Here is a 17,971-nt window from a genome sequence, read left to right as displayed (position 1 = left end):
GCTCAACCTAGCGCACCCCTCGGGCCCCCGGTGTGCAGGCGTCAGTCCGATGTGCAGGTGTCCGTCCGATGTGCAGGCGACCGGCCGCGGAAAGCACTTGCCACCGCGTCGAGTGCGCCGCCGAGCCTCGGATCGCCTGCACAACGGACCTGCGTCCCCGATCAGGCCTCCGGCTCGGCCTCCGTGCCGGCCGCGCGGCGGCGCGCCAGACCCAGTGCGGCCGCACCCGCGGTCAGCAGGGCGGCGGCGCCGGCGACGAGGCCGACGCTCTCGACACCGGTCGAGGCGAGTCCGCCGGTCGTTCCGCCGCCCACCGGCATCGGAACGGGCGTGCCGGTCGGCGCGACGGTCGGAACAGCGGTCGGCGCGGCGATCGGCCCGGCGGTGGGCGCAGCGGTCGGTCCGGCTGTCGGCCCCGCGGTCGGAACCGCGGTCGGTCCGGCCGTCGGAGTCGCCGTCGGCGCCGTGGTCGGCCCCGCGGTCGGCGTGGGTGTCGGCGTGACGAGCTGCGACGCCGGCAGGATCTGCACGATCGTCGGGCGCGGCGCCGCGACGGCACCGGCCGCGAGGGCTCCGGTGGCAGCGAAGTCCGGGAAGTACGAGCTGGGCTCCTCGAAGGTGCCCTCCTCGCCCGGGTGCTGGACGGCCACGAACACGTGCTGGTCCTGGTCGTGCACGATCGGGCCGCAGGTCTCGGCATCGCGCGGGACCGAGAGGAACTGCTCCACCCGCCCGCGCTCGGCGCCCTCGAGCGCCACCTTGAAGAGGCCGTCGTTGTAGCCGATGCCGCTCGGGGCGCCGTCGGTCGAGATCCAGAGGTTCCCGACCGAGTCGAACGCGAGGTTGTCCGGGCAGGAGATCGGCGAGACCTGGTCGACCGGGAAGCCGGAGAAGTAGACCGTGTCGCCCTGCGCGACGTCGCCGCAGAGCATCAGCAGGTTCCAGGTGAAGGTGCGGCCGGTCTGGTCGCCGCCGTCCTCGATGATCTCGACGATGTGGCCGTCGCGGTTCTCGGTGCGCGGGTTGACCTCGGTCGGCCCCTCCTTGCCCTCGGTGCCGCGGTTGGAGTTGTTGGTGCAGGCCACGTAGATCCGGCCGCTGACGAGGCTCGGCTGGACGTCCTCGCAGCGGTCCATCTTCGTCGCGCCGGCGATGTCGGCGGCCATGCGGGTGTGCACGAGCACCTCCTCGACGCTCATGCCGGCGATCATCGACGCGCCGTCGAGGACCAGGGGCAGCCAGGCGCCGATGCCGTCGAAGCCGCCGTCCGAGGGGACCGCGCCGGTGCCGGTGATCTCGGCGACGGGGGAGTCGCCGGTGAAGCTCGCGACGAAGAGGTCGCCCTCCTCCAGCAGCGTCTTGTTGTGTGCGCGGTCGCCCTCGATGTAGCGCTTCTTCGAGACGAACTTGTAGAGGTAGTCGAAGCGCTCGTCGTCGCCCTGGTAGGCGACCACGCGGCCGTCCGGGGCGAGGATGACGTTCGCGCCCTCGTGCTTGAGGCGGCCGAGCGCGGTGTGCTTCTTCGGGGTGGACTCGGGGTCGAAGGGGTCGAACTCGACGATCCAGCCGAAGCGGTTCGGCTCGTTCTCGTAGCCGGGCGTGCGGGCGTCGAAGCGCGGGTCGTCGAGCTCCCAGAGGCGGGCGGTCTCGGCGTCGGCGAGGCCGTAGCGCTTCTCCGCGTCGCTGGTCGCGGTGGCGCGGAAGTAGCCGTTGAAGTTCTCCTCGCCGGAGAGGATCGTGCCCCACGGCGTGGTGCCGCCGGAGCAGTTGCCGAGCGTGCCGAGGACGGAGCGTCCCGTCGGGTCGGCGGCGGTCTTCAGCAGCGCCGAGCCGGCCGCGGCGCCGGTGACCTCGTACGGGGTGTCCAGCAGGTAGCGGCGGTTGTGCTCGCCGCCCTGGACGTAGGCCCAGGGGCGGTCGACGGCGGTGCGGACCAGCTCGACGACGCTGAGGCCGTGGGCGGCGCGGCCGACGGCGCGGACCCGCTCGGGCTCGGCCTCGAGCTGCGCGGCCGGGAACATGATCGACTCGTTCGTGTACTCGTGGTTCACGACCAGCAGGGCGCGCAGGCGCTTCGAGCCGGGGATCTCGACGATGTCGGTGTAGTCGTTGTTGTAGCCGAACTGCGCGGCCTGGGCCGCCTCCGTCTGGTTCTGGATGTCGAAGGCGGGGCTGTCGGCGAAGAGCGGGTCGCCCCAGCGGATGATCGGCTGCCAGGCGAAGCCCTCGGGGACGGTGAACTCGTCGACCGTGTACGGCACCGGGGCGATCGGGGTGAAGGCGAGCGGGGAGCCGCCGACCGCGGCACCGGCGACGGCCGCCTCCGCGCTGGGGGCGCCGCCGGCCGAGGCGACGGCGACGGTGACCGCGCCGGCGAGGCCCAGGCCGAGAGCGCTGCGGCGCGAGATCTGCCGGGCGACGATGTCGCGGAACGAGCTGTTGTGCGAGGTGTTGCAGGCGGCGGTCGAGCACGCGTTCGCGCACTTCAGGGCGCAGGTGACGGGGCTGCGCTTGCCGCGCACGTGCCCCGCCATGGGGAGGAGGAGCGGGCGGCGGGCGGTGTCGGTCATGCGATGTCCTTCGATCGGCAGGCAGTGCGATCGAGTGGACCAGTGCGAGGGGACGCGCATCCCGCTCAGCGGCGGCCTCTCCCTGAACGGAATATGAACGTTCTCACAAGAAGGTAAGGCTATCCTTCGTCGCTCCGGCGGGCGCCCCGGGCCGCCAGCACCGCGCCGACGTTGTCCGCGATCCACTCGACCACGGGCAGCAGCCGCTCGGCCAGCTCGGCCCCGAGCGGCGTCAGCGCGTAGTCGACCCGCGGCGGGATGACGGGGTGCGCCTCGCGCTGAACGAAGCCGTCCTCCTCGAGGGTGCGGAGGGTCTGCGCCAGCATCTTCTCGCTGATGCCGCCGATCCGCCGCCGCAGCTCGCCCCAGCGCAGGCCGCGCTCGGCCAGGGCGGCGAGCACGAGCACGCCCCACTTGCTCGTCACGTGGCCGAAGACCTCGCGGCTCGGGCAGTCGGCGGAGTAGACGTCGCCGGTGAGGAGGGGGCTCTGGATGATGGTCACAGGAGTACTAACAAAATAGTGGGTACTGCATTCCGGGAAGTTCTGGCGTCGTCGTCCGGTTCCTCTTCTCCGACGGCGCCCCACCCGCCGTCTCCCGAACGGAAGGACCACCCTCATGACCCTCGTCGTCACCGGAGCCACCGGCCACCTCGGCCGTCTCGCCGTCGAGCACCTGCTCGCCCGCGGCACCGCCGCCTCCGACATCGTCGCCACCGGCCGCGACGCCGCCAAGCTCGAGGCGCTCGCCGCCGACCTCGGCGTCCGCACCGCCGTCGCCGACTTCGAGGACCCGGCCTCGCTCGACGCCGCCTTCTCCGGCGCCGAGGCCGTGCTGCTCGTCTCCGGCTCGGAGGTGGGCAAGCGCGTCGCGCAGCACACCGCCGCGATCGAGGCCGCCGCCCGTGCCGGCGCGCGCCTGGTCTACACGAGCGCGCCGAAGGCGACCACCAGCCCGCTGATCCTGGCCCCCGAGCACAAGGCGACGGAGGAGGCGATCGCCGCCGCGGGGATCCCCGCCGTGATCCTCCGCAACGGCTGGTACAACGAGAACTACGCGCAGACCGTCGCCGAGCTCGCCTCGACCGGCACCGCCCTCTCCAGCGCCGGCGACGGCCGCGTCTCCAGCGCCGCCCGCACCGACTACGCCGAGGCGGCCGCCGTCGCGCTGCTCGACGCGTCCCTGGTCGGCTCGGTGCACGAGCTCTCCGGCGACACCGCCTGGAGCTTCGACGAGCTCGCGGCCCTCGTCGGCGAGGTCGCCGGCCGCGACGCCGCGATCACGCACGTCGACGCCGCCGAGCACGCCCGCGTCCTCACCGAGGCCGGCGTCCCCGAGGGCGGCGTCGGCTTCGTCGTCGGCCTCGACGCGAACATCGCCGACGGCCTCCTCGGCGAGACCGACGGCTCGCTCGCCCGCCTGATCGGCCGCCCGACCACCCCGATCCGCGCCTACGTCGAGGAGCAGCTCGCCCGCTGAGCCGCGGCCTGCCGGGGGCTGACCTCCGGCTCGCGGAACCCGCTCCGGCTCGCCGGATCGTCCGGTTCTCGCGAGCCGGAGGTGTTCTCTCGTGCCCGACTTCTGACTGGTCCACCTCCGGCATGCGGAATCCGCTCCGGCTCGTCGGATCGGCCTGTTCCCGCGTGCCGGAGGCGGTTCCGCGTGCCGGAGCTGCGACTGGTGAACCTCGGGCCCGCGGAAGCCGCTGCGGCGCGTCCGATCGGCCGGACTCGGCGTGCCAAGGTGTCCACGCGTCGGAAGTTGCGAACGGACGGCCCTGGCGGCCCTCCGTCATCGACGCGCGGCCCGGCGAGGAGGGCCGAGAACGAAGCAGGCCCCCGACGAGTCGGGGGCCGCGCCCGGTAGTCGAGACACCCGGGTGATTATGCGCCGACACTACCGGGGGCGCGCGAATGTGTCGGGCTCTAACGCATCGCCGACGCACCTCCGGCTCGCAGAATCGGCTCGGGCTCGATGAATCGGCCGGTTCCCGCGTGCCGGAGGCGGTTCCGCGAGCCGGACCCGCGCCCGCGGGCCGCGGTGTCCGACGCCCGACGTAGGCTTGACGCCATGACCTCGACGACGCCTCGCTCCGGTATCGACCTCTCCGAACTCGACCCGGCGACGCGTCCGCAGGACGACCTCTACCGCCACGTCAACGGCCTGTGGATCGACCGCACCGAGATCCCGAGCGACAAGGCACGCTACGGCTCCTTCCACGTGCTCCAGGAGGAGGCGGAGAAGGCGGTCCGCGACATCATCGTCGAGGCGCAGTCGGCCCCGCAGGGCACCGAGGCGCGCATGTTCGGCGACCTCTACACCTCCTTCCTCGACGAGGAGCGCGCTGAGGAGCTCGGCGCCGCCCCGCTCGCCGACGATCTCGCGGCCGTGCAGCGCGTCGACTCGATCGCCGGGCTGCTGCAGGCCGTCGGCGCCTTCGAGCGCGCGGGTGTCCCCGGCCTCTTCGGCCTCTTCGTCGACAACGACCCGGGCGACCCCGAGCGCTACCTCGTCTTCGTCAACCAGGGCGGCCTCGGCCTGCCCGACGAGAGCTACTACCGCGAGGAGGAGTTCGCCTCCGTCCGCGAGGCGTACCTGCCCTTCGTCGCCCGGATGCTCGGGTTCGCCGGCCTCGACTCGCCGGAGTCGCGCGCCGAGCGCATCGTCGCGCTCGAGACCGACCTCGCCGCCGTGCACTGGGACAAGGTGCGCAGCCGCGACAGCCAGTCCACCTACAACCTCCGCTCCTGGGCCGAGGTCACCGAGCTCGCCGCCGGCATCGACCTCGGCGTCTGGCTGACCGCGATGGGCGCGCCGGAGGGGGCGCTCGCCGAGGTCGTCGTGCGCCAGCCGAGCTTCCTCGAGGGGCTCGCCGGCCTGCTGACCGACGACCGCCTCCCCGCCTGGCGCGACTGGCTGTCCTGGCAGGTGATCCGCGGCGCCGCGGCCTACCTCTCCAGCGACTTCGTCGACGCCAACTTCGACTTCTACGGCCGCACCCTGACCGGCACGCCGCAGAAGCGCGAGCGCTGGAAGCGCGCCGTCTCGCTCGTCGAGGGCTCGCTCGGCGAGGCCGTCGGCCGGATCTACGTCGAGCGCCACTTCCCCGAGACGGCGAAGGCCGCGATGGACGTCCTCGTCGCGAACCTGATCGAGGCCTACCGCCGCTCGATCGTGGACCTCGAGTGGATGGGCGCCGACACTCGCGAGCGCGCGCTGGAGAAGCTCGCGAAGTTCACGCCGAAGATCGGCTACCCGGTCCGCTGGCGCGACTACTCCGCCCTCTCGATCGACCCGGCGGACCTGGTCGGCAACGCCCGCCGCGTCGCCGCCTTCGAGTTCGACCGGGAGCTCGGCAAGATCGGGAAGCCGCTCGACCGCGACGAGTGGTTCATGACGCCGCAGACCATCAACGCGTACTACAACCCCGGCTTCAACGAGATCGTCTTCCCCGCCGCGATCCTGCAGTTCCCCTTCTTCGACGAGTCCCGCGACGCCGCGGCCAACTACGGCGCGATCGGCGCGGTGATCGGCCACGAGATCGGCCACGGCTTCGACGACCAGGGCTCGCGCTTCGACGGCGACGGCCGCCTCACCGACTGGTGGACCGAGGACGACCGTGCCGCGTTCGAGGAGCGCACGAAGGCGCTGATCGCGCAGTACGACGCCCTCGCCCCCGCGACGACGCCCGGCCACCACGTCAACGGCGCGCTCACCATCGGCGAGAACATCGGCGACCTCGGCGGCCTCGGCATCGCGTGGAAGGCCTACCTGCTCTCGCTCGACGGCGAGGAGTCGCCCGTGATCGACGGCCTGACCGGCGCGCAGCGCTTCTTCCTCTCCTGGGCGCAGGCCTGGCAGCAGAAGGCGCGCGACGAGGAGACGATCCGCCTGCTGGCGATCGATCCGCACTCGCCGTCGGAGTTCCGCTGCAACCAGATCGTCCGGAACCTGGACGAGTTCTACGCTACTTTTGACGTCACCGAAGGCGACTCCCTCTGGCTCCCGCCGAGCGAGCGCGTCGCCATCTGGTAGTCGCCGCCGACTGCCGTCCCGCACCACGGGCGAGCGGCGGGCATCGAGAGCCGACCGATGCCTCCCGCGCCGTCCGTCCACCGACGCGTCGTCGCGGTGGACCCCGCTCCTCCCCTCCGCACCGACCGTTCCACCGACCCGGAGAGAGGCCGCAGCCGTGGTGATCCCCGCCCACGAGACCCGTCGCGAGAGTCGTCGCGCCCGCCGCGGCCGGCACAAGGGCGACTACGACCACGACGACTTCCAGCGCGGCTTCGACGCGCTCGGCCGGCTCGCCCTGGACGGCGTCGTGGTGTCGGCGCGCGCGGTCGACCTCGGCACCGGCCGCGCGCTCTTCGCGGTCGACGACTCCGTCTCGATGCCGACGGCGTCCGTCGGCACGATCGTGCTCCTGGTCGAGGTCGCGGCGCGGCTCGCCACCGACCCGCAGGAGAACCTGCGCCTCGTCGACCGCACCGCCGCCGACGCCGTCACCGGCACCGGGATCTGGCAGCACCTGCAGATCCCGTCGATGCCGATCGCGGATCTCGCCGCCCTCGTCGGGGCGACCAGCGACAACCTGGCCACCAACGTCCTCCTGCGCCGCGTCGGACTGGACGCCGTCCGCGAGCGCGCCGAGGCGCTCGGCCTCTCGCGCACCGCGCTGCTCGACGTCGTCCGCGACGAGCGCGGTCCGGACGACGCTCCGCAGCTCTCCATCGGCTCGGCCAGCGAGCTGACCTGGCTGCTCGCGACCCTCGCGAACGGCGAGGTCGTCGACCCCGCGGTCAGCTCGCGCGTCATCGGCTGGCTCTCGCTGAACAGCGACCTGTCGATGGTCGCCTCCGCCTTCGGCCTCGACGCGCTCTCGCACCGGCAGCCCGACCACGGCGTCCTGCTCGTCAACCGGACCGGCACCGACGTCGGCGTCCGCGCCGAGGTCGGCGTGCTCCGCGGCCCGCGCGCCGGCGTCGCCTACGCCGTCATCACGCAGTTCGACGACTCCAGCCTGCGCTACCGCCTCGCAGTGCTCGACGGCATGCGCACGCTGGGCGTCGACCTGCTGGAGTACGTGCACTGACGGTCGCAGCGGCCGCGTGCTTCCGCTCGCTCCCTTGCGGTCCGCGCTCGCCGACCTCCGGCTCGTGAAACATCGTTCGGCTCGCCGGAATCGCGAGGTCCGGCGTGCCGGAGTCGGTCGTGCGTGCCGGAGGGTTCCACTCGCCTCCCGGCGGGATGTTCGGCACGCCGAATCACGTCCGGCTCGCGCGAAGCGCACGATTCCGCGTGCCCATGTCGGTTCCGCGTGCCGGAGGTGCTCGCCGCGGGCGGCGTCGTCAAGCAGGTGACCGGGCCCGGAGGCGCGACCTAGGCTGCCCGCAGCGGCGCCGCCTCCCGGTGCGCCGCGGAGAGGACACCATGAGCAGCTTCGGCTTCGACGCCCCCGAGGACGTCACCGACACCACCCGTCCCGACGCCGACTCCCTGCCGGTCCCCCCGGAGGACCCGGCCGAGGTCGACGACACCGAGGCGACCGGAGAGGCGACCGACGAGGGCGCCGACTCCCGCCTCGACGACGATGCGCGTCTCGACGACGACCAGGACCCGCCGGAGCACCCCTTCGTCCCCTCGCCCAGCTGAGCGACGGACCGGGCTCCGACCCGGTGCGTGCACAACTAAGGCTGGAAGGGCCGGATCGGCCCGAAAACGCCCGATCCGCGGCTTCCAGCCTTAGTTGTGCACGCCCTCCACGGCTGACATCGCTTCGGGCGGTCGGTGACGGGGCGGCAGACCCTCTTCAACCGCGGAACGCCCCGCGGTAGCGCGCCGCAGGGTGCCGCGGGTTGAGCCGCGCGGCTCCGGTCAGCCGCTCGCGGAGCCCGCCGGGCGCGTACTCCGAGCGGGCCAGCCCCCGATCCCGCAGCACCGGCATCACCTCGTCGACGAACTCGACGTAGCTGTCGGGCAGCGACCAGTGGTTGAGGTTGATGCCGTCGACGCCCGCGTCGCGCAGCTCCGACAGCCGGTCGGCGATCTGCTCGGGCGTCCCGACGACGCGCTGGTGCCGGCCGACGGTGAGTCGCGCCAGGTCCGCGACGGTCGCGTCCCGGTCGGGGAGCAGCCGGATCATCGACTCGAGTGTGCTGCGATTCCCATTGGTGACGATGTCGCGCAGCCTCGTCTCGGGCGGGAAGGGCTTCCCGTCGGCCTGGTCGACGCTGAGCCCCGCGTGCAGCAGGTGGGCGTCGACGCTCGTATATGCGTCGAGCTCGGCCTCGAGCTCCCGGGCCTCGCGCTCGGTGCTGCCGACCACGACCGAGAGCGGGGAGAAGAACAGCACGTCGTCGCCGCGGCGCCCCGCCGCCTCCGTGAGCGCCCGCGTCGAGGCGATCAGCTCGCGGGTCTGCTCCGTCGTCGAGCCGCCGACGAACTGCGCCTCCGCGTGCCGGGCCGCGAAGGCCCGCCCGGCGGGGGAGGAGCCGGCCTGGAAGAGGAACGGCGTGCGCTGCGGCGACGGCGCCGACAGGTGCGGCCCCTCGACCCGGTAGCTCGCGCCGGCGTGGTCGATGCGGTGCACCGACTCCGGGCGGGAGTACGCGCCGGCCTGGTCGCGGACCGAGGCGTCGTCGTCCCAGGACCCCTCCCACAGCTTGTAGACGACGTCGAGGTACTCCTCGGCCTGCGCGTAGCGGTCGTCGTGCTCGGTCAGTCGGTCGAGGCCGAAGTTGCGGGCCGCGTTCTCCTGGTAGCTGGTGACGATGTTCCAGGCGACCCGGCCCTTCGAGAGGTGGTCGAGCGTCGACATCCGCCGGGCGAACTCGAACGGGTGCGCCTGCAGGATCGAGCTGGTCATCGCCAGGCCCAGGTGCTCGGTCGAGCCGATCAGGGCGGCGAGCAGGATCGACGGGTCGTTGTTCGGCAGCTGCAGTCCCTCGCGCGCGTTCACCTCGAGCGAGGCGCCGACCGCGCCGTAGGTGCCCACGACGTCCGCGAAGAAGATCGCGTCGAACACCCCGCGCTCGAGCGTCCTCGCGACCTCGATCCAGTGCCCGAGGTCCTCGAACGCGCCGGGCCGCGCCCCGGGCCGCCGCCACTGGCCGTGGTGGATGTGCGAGGGCGTGTTCATCACGAACGCGTTGAAGAGCAGCGGGCGGGGATCGGTCATGCGGGTGCTCCTCGGGCGGGACGTCGGTCTCGTGCGAGGCGATCGTACGGTGAGCGCGCCGGGCACGACGTGAGTGAAGTCGCCGGGTCTCGATACGCCGCCTGCGGCGGCTACTCGACCAGCATGTCTCCGACGGGTGCGAGTACATGCGGATCGAGCAGCCCGCGGAGCGTCCGCGCTCCATGCTGATCGAGTAGCCCGGCGCAGCCGGGCGTATCGAGATCCGCGCGCCTACTCCCGCGGGGTCGACCCCGGCTTGATGCGCTGCGCGAGCCGCTTCAGCGGGTGCGCCGGCTCGCGCTCGAGCGGCTCCTCCACCTCGAGGCCGTAGAACGAGCCGATGTCGCCGACGAAGGCGGCCCGGCGGGCTTTGTCGTAGGCGCGGATCTCCCTCCGGAAGGCGATCACTGTCGCCACGCACATCAGGATCATCACCACGCTGAACGGCAGCGCCGAGAGGATCGCGGCCGTCTGCAGCGCGTCGAGGCCGCCCGCGATCAGCAGCGAGAGCGCGAGCAGCGCCGTCGCGAGCGCGAAGAAGATGCGGATGCGGTTGCGCGGCTCAGCGTCGCCGCCGGTGGCGATCATCGACATCACCAGGGCGCCGGAGTCGGCGGAGGTGACGAAGAAGATGCCGATCAGGATGATCGCGCCGACCGTGAGCACGGAGCCCGCGGGCAGGCCCTGCAGCATCTCGAAGAGCGCCGCGTCGGTGCTGACCGAGCCGTCGGCGCCGACGAGCCCGCCGTCGCCGTACAGCTCGCGGAAGAGCGCGGTGCCGCCGAGGACGCTGAACCAGAGGAAGGTCATGATGGTCGGCACCAGCAGCACGCCCGCGACGAACTCGCGGACGGTCCGGCCCTTGGAGACCCGGGCGATGAAGATGCCGACGAACGGCGCCCACGACATCCACCAGCCCCAGTAGAAGGTCGTCCAGGACGCCTGCCAGGCCTCGCCCTCCTGGCCCGCGTAGGCGCTGACGGTGAAGGTCAGCCCGATGAAGTTCTGCAGGTAGTTGCCGAGCGACTGCACGAACTCGCGCAGCAGGAACTGGGTCGGGCCGGCGACCAGCACGAACACGAGCAGCGCGGCGGCGAGCAGCAGGTTGCCGGTCGAGAGCCACTTCATGCCCTTGCCGACACCGGAGACCAGTGAGAACACGGTGAGGGCGGTCACGACCGCGATCACGATGATCTGCACGGTGAGCGAGGAGTCGACGATGCCGCTCGCCTCCAGTCCCGCGGAGATCTGGGTGACGCCGAGGCCGAGCGAGGTGGCGACGCCGAACATCGTGCCGACGAGCGCGACCACGTCGATGGCGTTGCCCCAGCCGCCGCGGACGCGACGGCCCAGCAGTGGCTCGAGCGCCCAGCGGATCGACACCGGGCGCTTGCGGCGGTGGATCGCGTAGGCGAGGGCGAGGCCGACGACGACGTAGATCGACCAGGCGTGCACGCCCCAGTGCAGGTAGGTCTGCGAGATGGCGCTCTGGGCGAGCTCCGTCTCGGTGCCGGTGACGCCGGGGCGCGGGGTGGCGAAGTGGGTGAGCGGCTCCGCGACGCCGTAGAAGACGAGGCCGATGCCCATCCCGGCGGCGAAGAGCAGCGAGATCCAGGAGAGCAGCGAGAACTCGGGCTCGTCGTCGTCGGCGCCGAGCTTGATGTCGCCGAAGCGGCTGACGCCCATCCAGATCGCGAAGGCGACGAAGACGGCGGCGATCAGCACGTAGTACCAGCTGAAGGTGTTGACGACCGTGGTCTGCAGGGAGGCGAACACGCTGGTGGCGGCGTCCGGAACGATGATCGCGAAGGCGGCGATCGACAGGGTGATCACCGCGGCGGGCCAGAACACCCAGCGGGCGAGGCCGTGCGGCGATCTCACCGCGGTGGCGGTGGCGGGCGGGACGGCGGTGTCCGGGGCGGAAGGCTTGTCGGACATGGGGTCCTCTCGTCGGCGGCAACCTGCCACGGTACACGTGCGGTCGCGAGCGCGGTCGGCCGCCCGGTGGCGCAAGGTCCCCGATCGAGGGTCCCGGGGTTCCTGCGGGCGGGTCGGTCCCGACCGCGGCGACCGGGGTGCGCGAGGCTGGACCCGTGCAGTTCAGAGTCTTCACCGAACCCCAGCAGGGCGCGAGCTACGAGGATCTCCTCGCGGTCGCGCAGGCGACCGAAGCCCTCGGCTACGACGGCTTCTTCCGCTCCGACCACTATCTCCGGATGGGCGACGGCGACCCCGGCCCCGGCCCGACCGACGCCTGGACGACCCTCGCCGGCCTCGCGCGCGAGACCGAGCGGATCGCACTCGGCACGCTCGTCTCCTCCGTCACTTACCGGCCGCCGGGGATCCTCGCGATCCAGGTCGCCCAGGTCGACGCGATGTCGGGCGGCCGCGTCGAGCTCGGGCTCGGCACCGGCTGGTTCGAGGAGGAGCACGCCGCGTACGGCATCGACTTCCCGCCGCGTCGCTTCGACCTGCTCGAGGAGCAGCTCGAGATCGTCACCGGCCTCTGGTCGACGCCGGTCGGCGAGCGCTACTCGTTCGCGGGCGAGCACTACACGCTGACCGACTCGCCCGCGCTGCCCAAGCCCGCGCGGCTGCCGCTGCCGGTGATCGTCGGCGGAGGCGGGCCCAAGCGGACCCCGCGGCTCGCGGCCCGCTTCGCCAGCGAGTTCAACCTGCCCTTCCCCGAGTTCGACGCGATCCCCGGCGCCTTCGCGCGCGTCGACGAGGCCTGCGCCGCGATCGGCCGCGAGCCGTCCTCGCTCGTGCACTCGGTCGCGCTGATCGCGGTCGGCGGAGCGGATGAGGCGGAGTTCGTCCGGCGCGCCGCGGCGATCGGCCGCGAGCCCGCCGAGCTGCGCGAGCACGGCGTCGCCGGCGGCGTCGACGAGACCGTCGACCGCCTCGAGTCCCTGCGCGCGGCCGGTGCCGAGCGCGTCTACCTCCAGTTCATGGACCTCCAGGACCTCGACCACCTCGACTTCTTCGCCCGCGAGGTGCTGCCGCGCCTGTCCGCCTGAGACCCGCTGGAGAGGAGCGCGCTTCGCGCGCACCATGCTGATCGAGTAGCCCGCGGAGCGGGCACTGCATGCTGATCGAGTAGCCCGCGGAGCGGGCGTATCGAGATCCACCGTTCTGCAGGACGTGGGTCTCGATACGCCGCCGGAGGCGGCTACTCGACCAGCATGGAAAGGGCTGCTCGACCAGCGAGGCCGCAGGCAGGGAGACGCCTGCCGCCGCGACCTAGGCTGGAGGGATGGTGGACACGATCGAGCGCGCCGACGAGCGGCTGGCGACCCGCTCGGCCGCCGAGGTGCCGTGGGTCGTGCTCGTCTGGGACGATCCGGTCAATCTGATGTCGTACGTGTCCTACGTGTTCCGCAGCTACTTCGGCTTCGGTCGCGCCGAGGCCGAGCGGCTCATGCTCCAGGTGCACACGGAGGGGCGCGCCGTGGTCGCGACCGGCAACCGCGAGGAGATGGAGCGGCACGTGGAGGCGATGCACGGCTACGGCCTGTGGGCGACGCTGCAGAAGGCCGACGCATGACCGGCCGACTGACGGCGGGTAGGCCCTGATGCGCTCCTTCCGCCGCGACTCCTCCGGTGCCGCCGTCGCCCGCTTCGACCGCGAGGAGGCCGGGATCCTCCGCCACCTGGCCGGCGAGATGCTCGAGCTCCTCGATCGCGGCACGTCCGAGGACGCGCGCAACGACCCTGCGCTCGCGCGCCTGCTGCCCGACGCCTACCGCGACGACGACGAGGCCGCCGCCGAGTTCCGTCGCTTCACCGCCCCGGACCTGGCCGGCCGCAAGATGGACGACGCCCGCGCGATCACCGCCGCGCTGGACGCCGGCGAGGGCTCCGGCCACGCCCGCGTCTTCGCCGGTCTCGGCGAGGTCGCCGTCCGGCTCGAGCCGCCGCAGGCGCTGTCCTGGCTCCGCGGGCTCACCGACATGCGCCTCGCCCTCGCCGCCCGCCTCGGCATCGTCGACACCGACGCCGTCGAGCCGGAGGACGAGACCGGCCAGGCGATCCGCGCGGTCTACGACTGGCTCGGCAGCGTCCAGGACGGCCTGGTCCGCGCGATCGACGTGTGATCGCGACGGTCGCGGCCACGCCTTTCCGCTAGAGGATCGAGAGATCTCCACAGCTGTGGACAAACCTGTGGAGAGATGTGGAGAACGGGCGTCCTCGCCGGTGCCCGCCGCCGCGGATCGCCCGTCCCACAGCGGATCCGGCCGAGCGGAGGCTGTGGAAACGCGAGGTGTCCGGTCGGTGAACCCCTGCCCCGGAACGGGGGAACCGGCTCCCGGTTCGACGCCGGGGGCGGAACCGCGTACCGTCCGGACCGTGAACACTCCTTCAGGAACCCAGGCCAAGCGCGCCGCGGACGACGCGCAGGACTCGACCGCGGTGCGCACGCTCGCCCGCGGGGGCTACGCCGCGAACGGCCTCGTCCACGTCCTCATCGGCGTCATCGCCCTGCAGATCGCGACCGGCGGCCAGGGCGAGGCCGACCAGTCCGGCGCGCTCGGCTCGCTCGCGGCGCAGCCCGGGGGACTGGTCGTGCTCTGGGTCTGCGCGATCGGGCTCTTCGGGCTCGCGCTGTGGGGGGCGCTCGAGGCGTTCCTGGTGGCGGGCGGCGACAGCGCCGCGTCCCGCTGGGGCAGCCGGCTCAAGGAGGCGGCGAAGGCCGTCGTCTACCTCGCGCTCGGCATCACGACCCTGCGCTTCGCGATGGGCGGCAGCTCCGACTCGTCCGAGACGTCCGAGAGCGCGAGCGCGCAGGTCCTCGCCGCGCCGGGCGGAGTGGTGCTGCTCGTGATCGCCGGTCTCGCGATCCTCGCCGTCGGCGGCGTCTTCGTCTACCGAGGCGCGTCGAAGAAGTTCCTCAAGAACGTCGCACTGCCGGGCGGAACGGCCGGCCGGGTCGTCACCGGCCTCGGCGTCGCGGGCTACGTCGCGAAGGGCGTCGTGCTCGGCGTGCTCGGGATCCTGGTGATCATCGCCGCCGTCACGCACGACCCGGCGCAGGCGGGCGGCCTGGACGAGGCGCTGAAGACGCTGACCGAGCTGCCGTTCGGCGTGGTGCTGCTCGGCGTCGTCGCCGTCGGGCTGATCGCCTACGGCGCGTTCTGCTTCGCCCGGGCGCGCTGGCCGAAGCTCTGAGGAGCGCCGCCGGGGCACCGACGTCGCGTCGGCAGGAGGGCTCGGCGCGATAGCCGTCGCGGAGCCCGCCCATGCGCGCCGGATCCGCACCGCGCCGCCGTCCTGTCCGGCCTCGTCGTCGGGTCGCCGATCCCCGGAAGGACGGCCCAGCGGGGCGCGCACCTGTGACGCGGGGCGCGGGGCGGTGCTGATACCCCCTGACGGGTGTGATCGCAAGCAGTGCCCCGGTCCGCGTTCCAGTGACACTCTGTGCAGATGCATGCAGACAGCGACGACGCGAGCGCGGAGCGGGTCCGCGCTGCCCTGGCCGAGACGGCCGCGCGCCTGCTCCGGGCCGTCGCGACCGGTGACCGTGCCGCGTTCGCCGAGCTGTTCGACCGCTTCGGCGGACTCTTCTCCGCCTCGATCGCCACGGTGCACGCCGATGCCTCCACGCGCGACCGGCTCTGCACCGAGGCCTTCGCCGCGGTCTGGCGCCGTGCCCGGGAGGGCGCCCGCGCCCCGGAGCCGGTGCTCTGGCTGCTCGAGGTGCTCTGCGAGACGCTCGGCTCCTCCCGGGAGGGCTCGCGCCGCCCTCTCGCCGAGGGGCTCCTCGCACTGGCCTGCCCGGATCGCGAGCTGCTGCTGCTCGCCGTGGCCGGCCGCTACTCCCAGCCCGAGATCGCCGCGCTCACGGGCGTCCGCGAGTCGCGGCTGCGCGCGGTCCTCCGCGACGCGCTCGGCTCCCTCCGCGGCGGCCTCGGCGACGGGCGCCTCACCGCCTGACCGCGGCGCCGTCTCCTCGAGAAGTCGCCGCCTCCCCCGCGGCGGCTCCGACGGGCGTAAACTTGAGTCACCCGAACTCAACTTTCGAACCGCAAGGAGGAGATGCAGATGCAGGCCGGTCGGACACCCCAGCAGGACGAGTCGTCCGCGCTCGCGCAGTACGGCGTCGACCTGACCGCGATCGCGGCGAGCGGCAAGCTCGACCCGGTCATCGGACGGGACGCCGAGATCCGCCGCGTCAGCCAGGTGCTCACGCGTCGCACCAAGAACAACCCGGTGCTCATCGGCGAGCCCGGCGTCGGCAAGACGGCGGTCGTCGAGGGGCTCGCGCAGCGGATCGTCGCGGGCGACGTCGCCGACAGCCTCAAGGGCAAGCGGCTCGTCAGCCTCGACCTCTCCGCGCTGATCGCGGGGGCGAAGTACCGCGGCGAGTTCGAGGAGCGGCTGAAGGCCGTCCTCGCCGAGATCAACGACTCCGGCGGCCGCATCATCACCTTCATCGACGAGCTGCACACCCTGATGGGCGCCGGCGGCGGCGAGGGCTCGGTCGCCGCCGCGAACATGCTCAAGCCGATGCTGGCCCGCGGCGAGCTGCGGATGATCGGCGCCACCACGCTCGACGAGTACCGCCAGTACATCGAGAAGGACGCGGCCCTGGAGCGCCGCTTCCAGCAGGTCTTCGTCGGCGAGCCGACGGTCGAGGACACGGTGGCCATCCTCCGCGGGCTGAAGGAGCGCTACGAGGCGCACCACAAGGTCGCGATCGCCGACTCCGCGCTGATCGCCGCCGCCTCGCTGTCCAACCGCTACATCACCGCGCGCCAGCTGCCGGACAAGGCCATCGACCTGATCGACGAGGCCGCCTCGCGCCTGCGGATGGAGATCGACTCCGCGCCGGTCGAGATCGACGAGCTGCGCCGCTCCGTCGACCGGCTGAAGCTCGAGGAGCTCGCGCTGAAGAAGGAGAAGGACGAGGCGTCGAAGGCGCGGCTGGAGACGCTGCGCGAGGACCTCGCCCGCCGCGGCGCCCACCTCGCCGAGCTGCAGCAGCGCTGGGAGCGCGAGCGCGCCTCCCTCAACCGCATCGGCGATCTCAAGAACCGGCTCGACGCGCTCCGGATCGCGGCCGAGCGGGCCCAGCGCGAGGGCAACCTCGAGCGCGCCTCGCGCCTGCTCTACGGCGACATCCCCGCCGCCGAGAGCGAGCTCGCGGCCGCCGAGCAGGAGGAGCAGCCGGCCGAGGGCCGCATGGTCAACGAGCAGGTCACCTCGGACGACATCGCCGCGGTCATCGCCGCCTGGACCGGCATCCCCGTCGGCCGGCTGATGCAGGGCGAGACCGAGAAGCTGCTGCACCTCGAGACCGAGCTGCACCGGCGCCTGATCGGCCAGAACGAGGCGGTCTCGGCCGTCGCCGGCGCCGTCCGCCGCACCCGCGCGGGCGTCTCCGACCCCGACCGGCCCACCGGCTCCTTCCTCTTCCTCGGACCGACCGGCGTCGGCAAGACCGAGCTGGCGAAGGCGCTCGCCGACCACCTCTTCGACGACGAGAAGGCGATGGTGCGCATCGACATGTCGGAGTATGGCGAGAAGTTCGCCGTCTCGCGGCTCGTCGGCGCCCCTCCCGGCTACATCGGCTACGAGCAGGGCGGCCAGCTGACGGAGGCGGTGCGCCGCCGGCCGTACTCGGTCGTGCTGCTCGACGAGATCGAGAAGGCGCACCCCGAGGTCTTCGACGTGCTGCTGCAGGTGCTCGACGACGGCCGGCTCACCGACGGCCAGGGGCGGACGGTCGACTTCCGCAACACGATCCTCATCCTCACCTCGAACCTCGGCTCGCAGTTCCTGGTCGACCAGTCGCTGACCCGCCCGCAGAAGGTGGAGGCGGTGCAGCAGATGGTGCGCCAGGCCTTCAAGCCCGAGTTCGTGAACCGGCTCGACGACATCGTCGTGTTCGAGGCGCTCGACCGCACCGAGCTCGGCGAGATCGTCTCGCTCTACGTCGACCGGCTCTCGCGCCGGCTGGCGGAGCGGCGTCTCGACCTCGCCGTCACGCCCGCCGCCCGCGGCTGGCTGGCCGAGCGCGGCTACGACCCGCAGTACGGCGCCCGCCCGCTGCGCCGCCTGATGCAGCAGGAGATCGACGACCGGCTGGCGACGGCCCTCCTCGACGGCTCCATCCGCGACGGCGACGTGGTGCTCGTCGACGCGGGCCCGGACGGCCTGCTGGTCTCCGCGGGCCTCGCGACGCCGTAGGCCGGGCGAGGCTCCTCTCCCATTCCTCAAA

Annotated in this window: 14 protein-coding genes; 10 read left to right on the top strand and 4 right to left on the bottom strand. The window is 72.6% G+C overall.

What is annotated here, in order from left to right:
* Positions 1-161: 161 nt before the first annotated feature.
* Entirely contained in the window at positions 162-2,570 is a 2,409-nt protein-coding gene (locus EDF22_RS17080; protein ID WP_123706056.1) for an alkaline phosphatase PhoX, read from the bottom strand.
* Between the two features lie 119 nt (positions 2,571-2,689).
* Positions 2,690-3,073 (bottom strand): helix-turn-helix domain-containing protein, encoded by a 384-nt coding sequence (locus EDF22_RS17075; RefSeq protein ID WP_243839875.1) that lies wholly within the window; start codon positions 3,071-3,073, stop codon positions 2,690-2,692.
* A gap of 115 nt (positions 3,074-3,188) precedes the next feature.
* On the opposite strand from EDF22_RS17075, the gene EDF22_RS17070 reads away from it, so the two are divergent.
* The 4 genes from EDF22_RS17070 (at position 3,189) to EDF22_RS17055 (ending at position 8,225) form a co-directional block, all read left to right on the top strand.
* The gene (locus EDF22_RS17070) at positions 3,189-4,049 is read left to right on the top strand and encodes an NmrA family NAD(P)-binding protein (protein WP_123706054.1); all 861 of its coding nucleotides are present in this window, start codon (positions 3,189-3,191) and stop codon (positions 4,047-4,049) included.
* A 591-nt stretch (positions 4,050-4,640) separates the two neighbouring features.
* Positions 4,641-6,605 carry a M13 family metallopeptidase gene (locus EDF22_RS17065; protein ID WP_123706053.1) on the top strand — a complete coding sequence of 655 codons (1,965 nt, stop codon included), beginning with the start codon at positions 4,641-4,643 and terminating at the stop codon, positions 6,603-6,605.
* A 157-nt stretch (positions 6,606-6,762) separates the two neighbouring features.
* Positions 6,763-7,665, top strand: a complete 903-nt coding sequence (locus tag EDF22_RS17060; protein WP_123447174.1) for a serine hydrolase — start codon at positions 6,763-6,765, stop codon at positions 7,663-7,665.
* Positions 7,666-8,003: 338 nt separating this feature from the next.
* Positions 8,004-8,225 carry a hypothetical protein gene (locus EDF22_RS17055; RefSeq protein WP_123706052.1) on the top strand — a complete coding sequence of 74 codons (222 nt, stop codon included), beginning with the start codon at positions 8,004-8,006 and terminating at the stop codon, positions 8,223-8,225.
* Between the two features lie 157 nt (positions 8,226-8,382).
* Here the strand turns inward: EDF22_RS17055 and EDF22_RS17050 are convergent, their stop codons facing one another.
* Both EDF22_RS17050 and EDF22_RS17045 read right to left on the bottom strand, forming a co-directional pair.
* Positions 8,383-9,750: an NtaA/DmoA family FMN-dependent monooxygenase gene (locus tag EDF22_RS17050; RefSeq protein ID WP_123706051.1), complete on the bottom strand. Its 1,368-nt coding sequence runs from the start codon at positions 9,748-9,750 to the stop codon at positions 8,383-8,385.
* 231 nt (positions 9,751-9,981) lie between these two features.
* Positions 9,982-11,688 (bottom strand): BCCT family transporter, encoded by a 1,707-nt coding sequence (locus tag EDF22_RS17045; protein WP_123706050.1) that lies wholly within the window; start codon positions 11,686-11,688, stop codon positions 9,982-9,984.
* A 155-nt stretch (positions 11,689-11,843) separates the two neighbouring features.
* On the opposite strand from EDF22_RS17045, the gene EDF22_RS17040 reads away from it, so the two are divergent.
* From EDF22_RS17040 to EDF22_RS17015, 6 genes are all read left to right on the top strand, one after another.
* Complete coding sequence (locus tag EDF22_RS17040; protein WP_123706049.1) at positions 11,844-12,770, top strand: LLM class F420-dependent oxidoreductase; 927 nt, start codon at positions 11,844-11,846, stop codon at positions 12,768-12,770.
* Positions 12,771-13,006: 236 nt separating this feature from the next.
* Entirely contained in the window at positions 13,007-13,297 is a 291-nt protein-coding gene (clpS, locus tag EDF22_RS17035) for an ATP-dependent Clp protease adapter ClpS (protein ID WP_123706048.1), read from the top strand.
* Between the two features lie 28 nt (positions 13,298-13,325).
* The gene (locus EDF22_RS17030; RefSeq protein ID WP_123706047.1) at positions 13,326-13,847 is read left to right on the top strand and encodes a DUF2017 domain-containing protein; all 522 of its coding nucleotides are present in this window, start codon (positions 13,326-13,328) and stop codon (positions 13,845-13,847) included.
* 253 nt (positions 13,848-14,100) lie between these two features.
* On the top strand, positions 14,101-14,919 hold the full coding sequence (locus EDF22_RS17025; protein WP_185039064.1) for a DUF1206 domain-containing protein: 819 nt from the start codon (positions 14,101-14,103) through the stop codon (positions 14,917-14,919).
* Between the two features lie 255 nt (positions 14,920-15,174).
* A complete protein-coding gene (locus EDF22_RS17020) occupies positions 15,175-15,684 on the top strand; it encodes a hypothetical protein (protein WP_148059225.1) in 510 nt (169 codons plus the stop codon).
* Positions 15,685-15,792: 108 nt separating this feature from the next.
* Positions 15,793-17,940, top strand: coding sequence for an ATP-dependent Clp protease ATP-binding subunit (locus EDF22_RS17015; protein ID WP_123706241.1), 2,148 nt, complete (start codon positions 15,793-15,795; stop codon positions 17,938-17,940).
* Positions 17,941-17,971 lie beyond the last annotated feature (31 nt).

Source organism: Rathayibacter sp. PhB127 (assembly GCF_003751665.1).
GTDB classification, from domain to species: Bacteria; Actinomycetota; Actinomycetes; order Actinomycetales; family Microbacteriaceae; genus Rathayibacter; species Rathayibacter festucae.
This window is presented reverse-complemented; position numbering and strand designations above follow the sequence as displayed.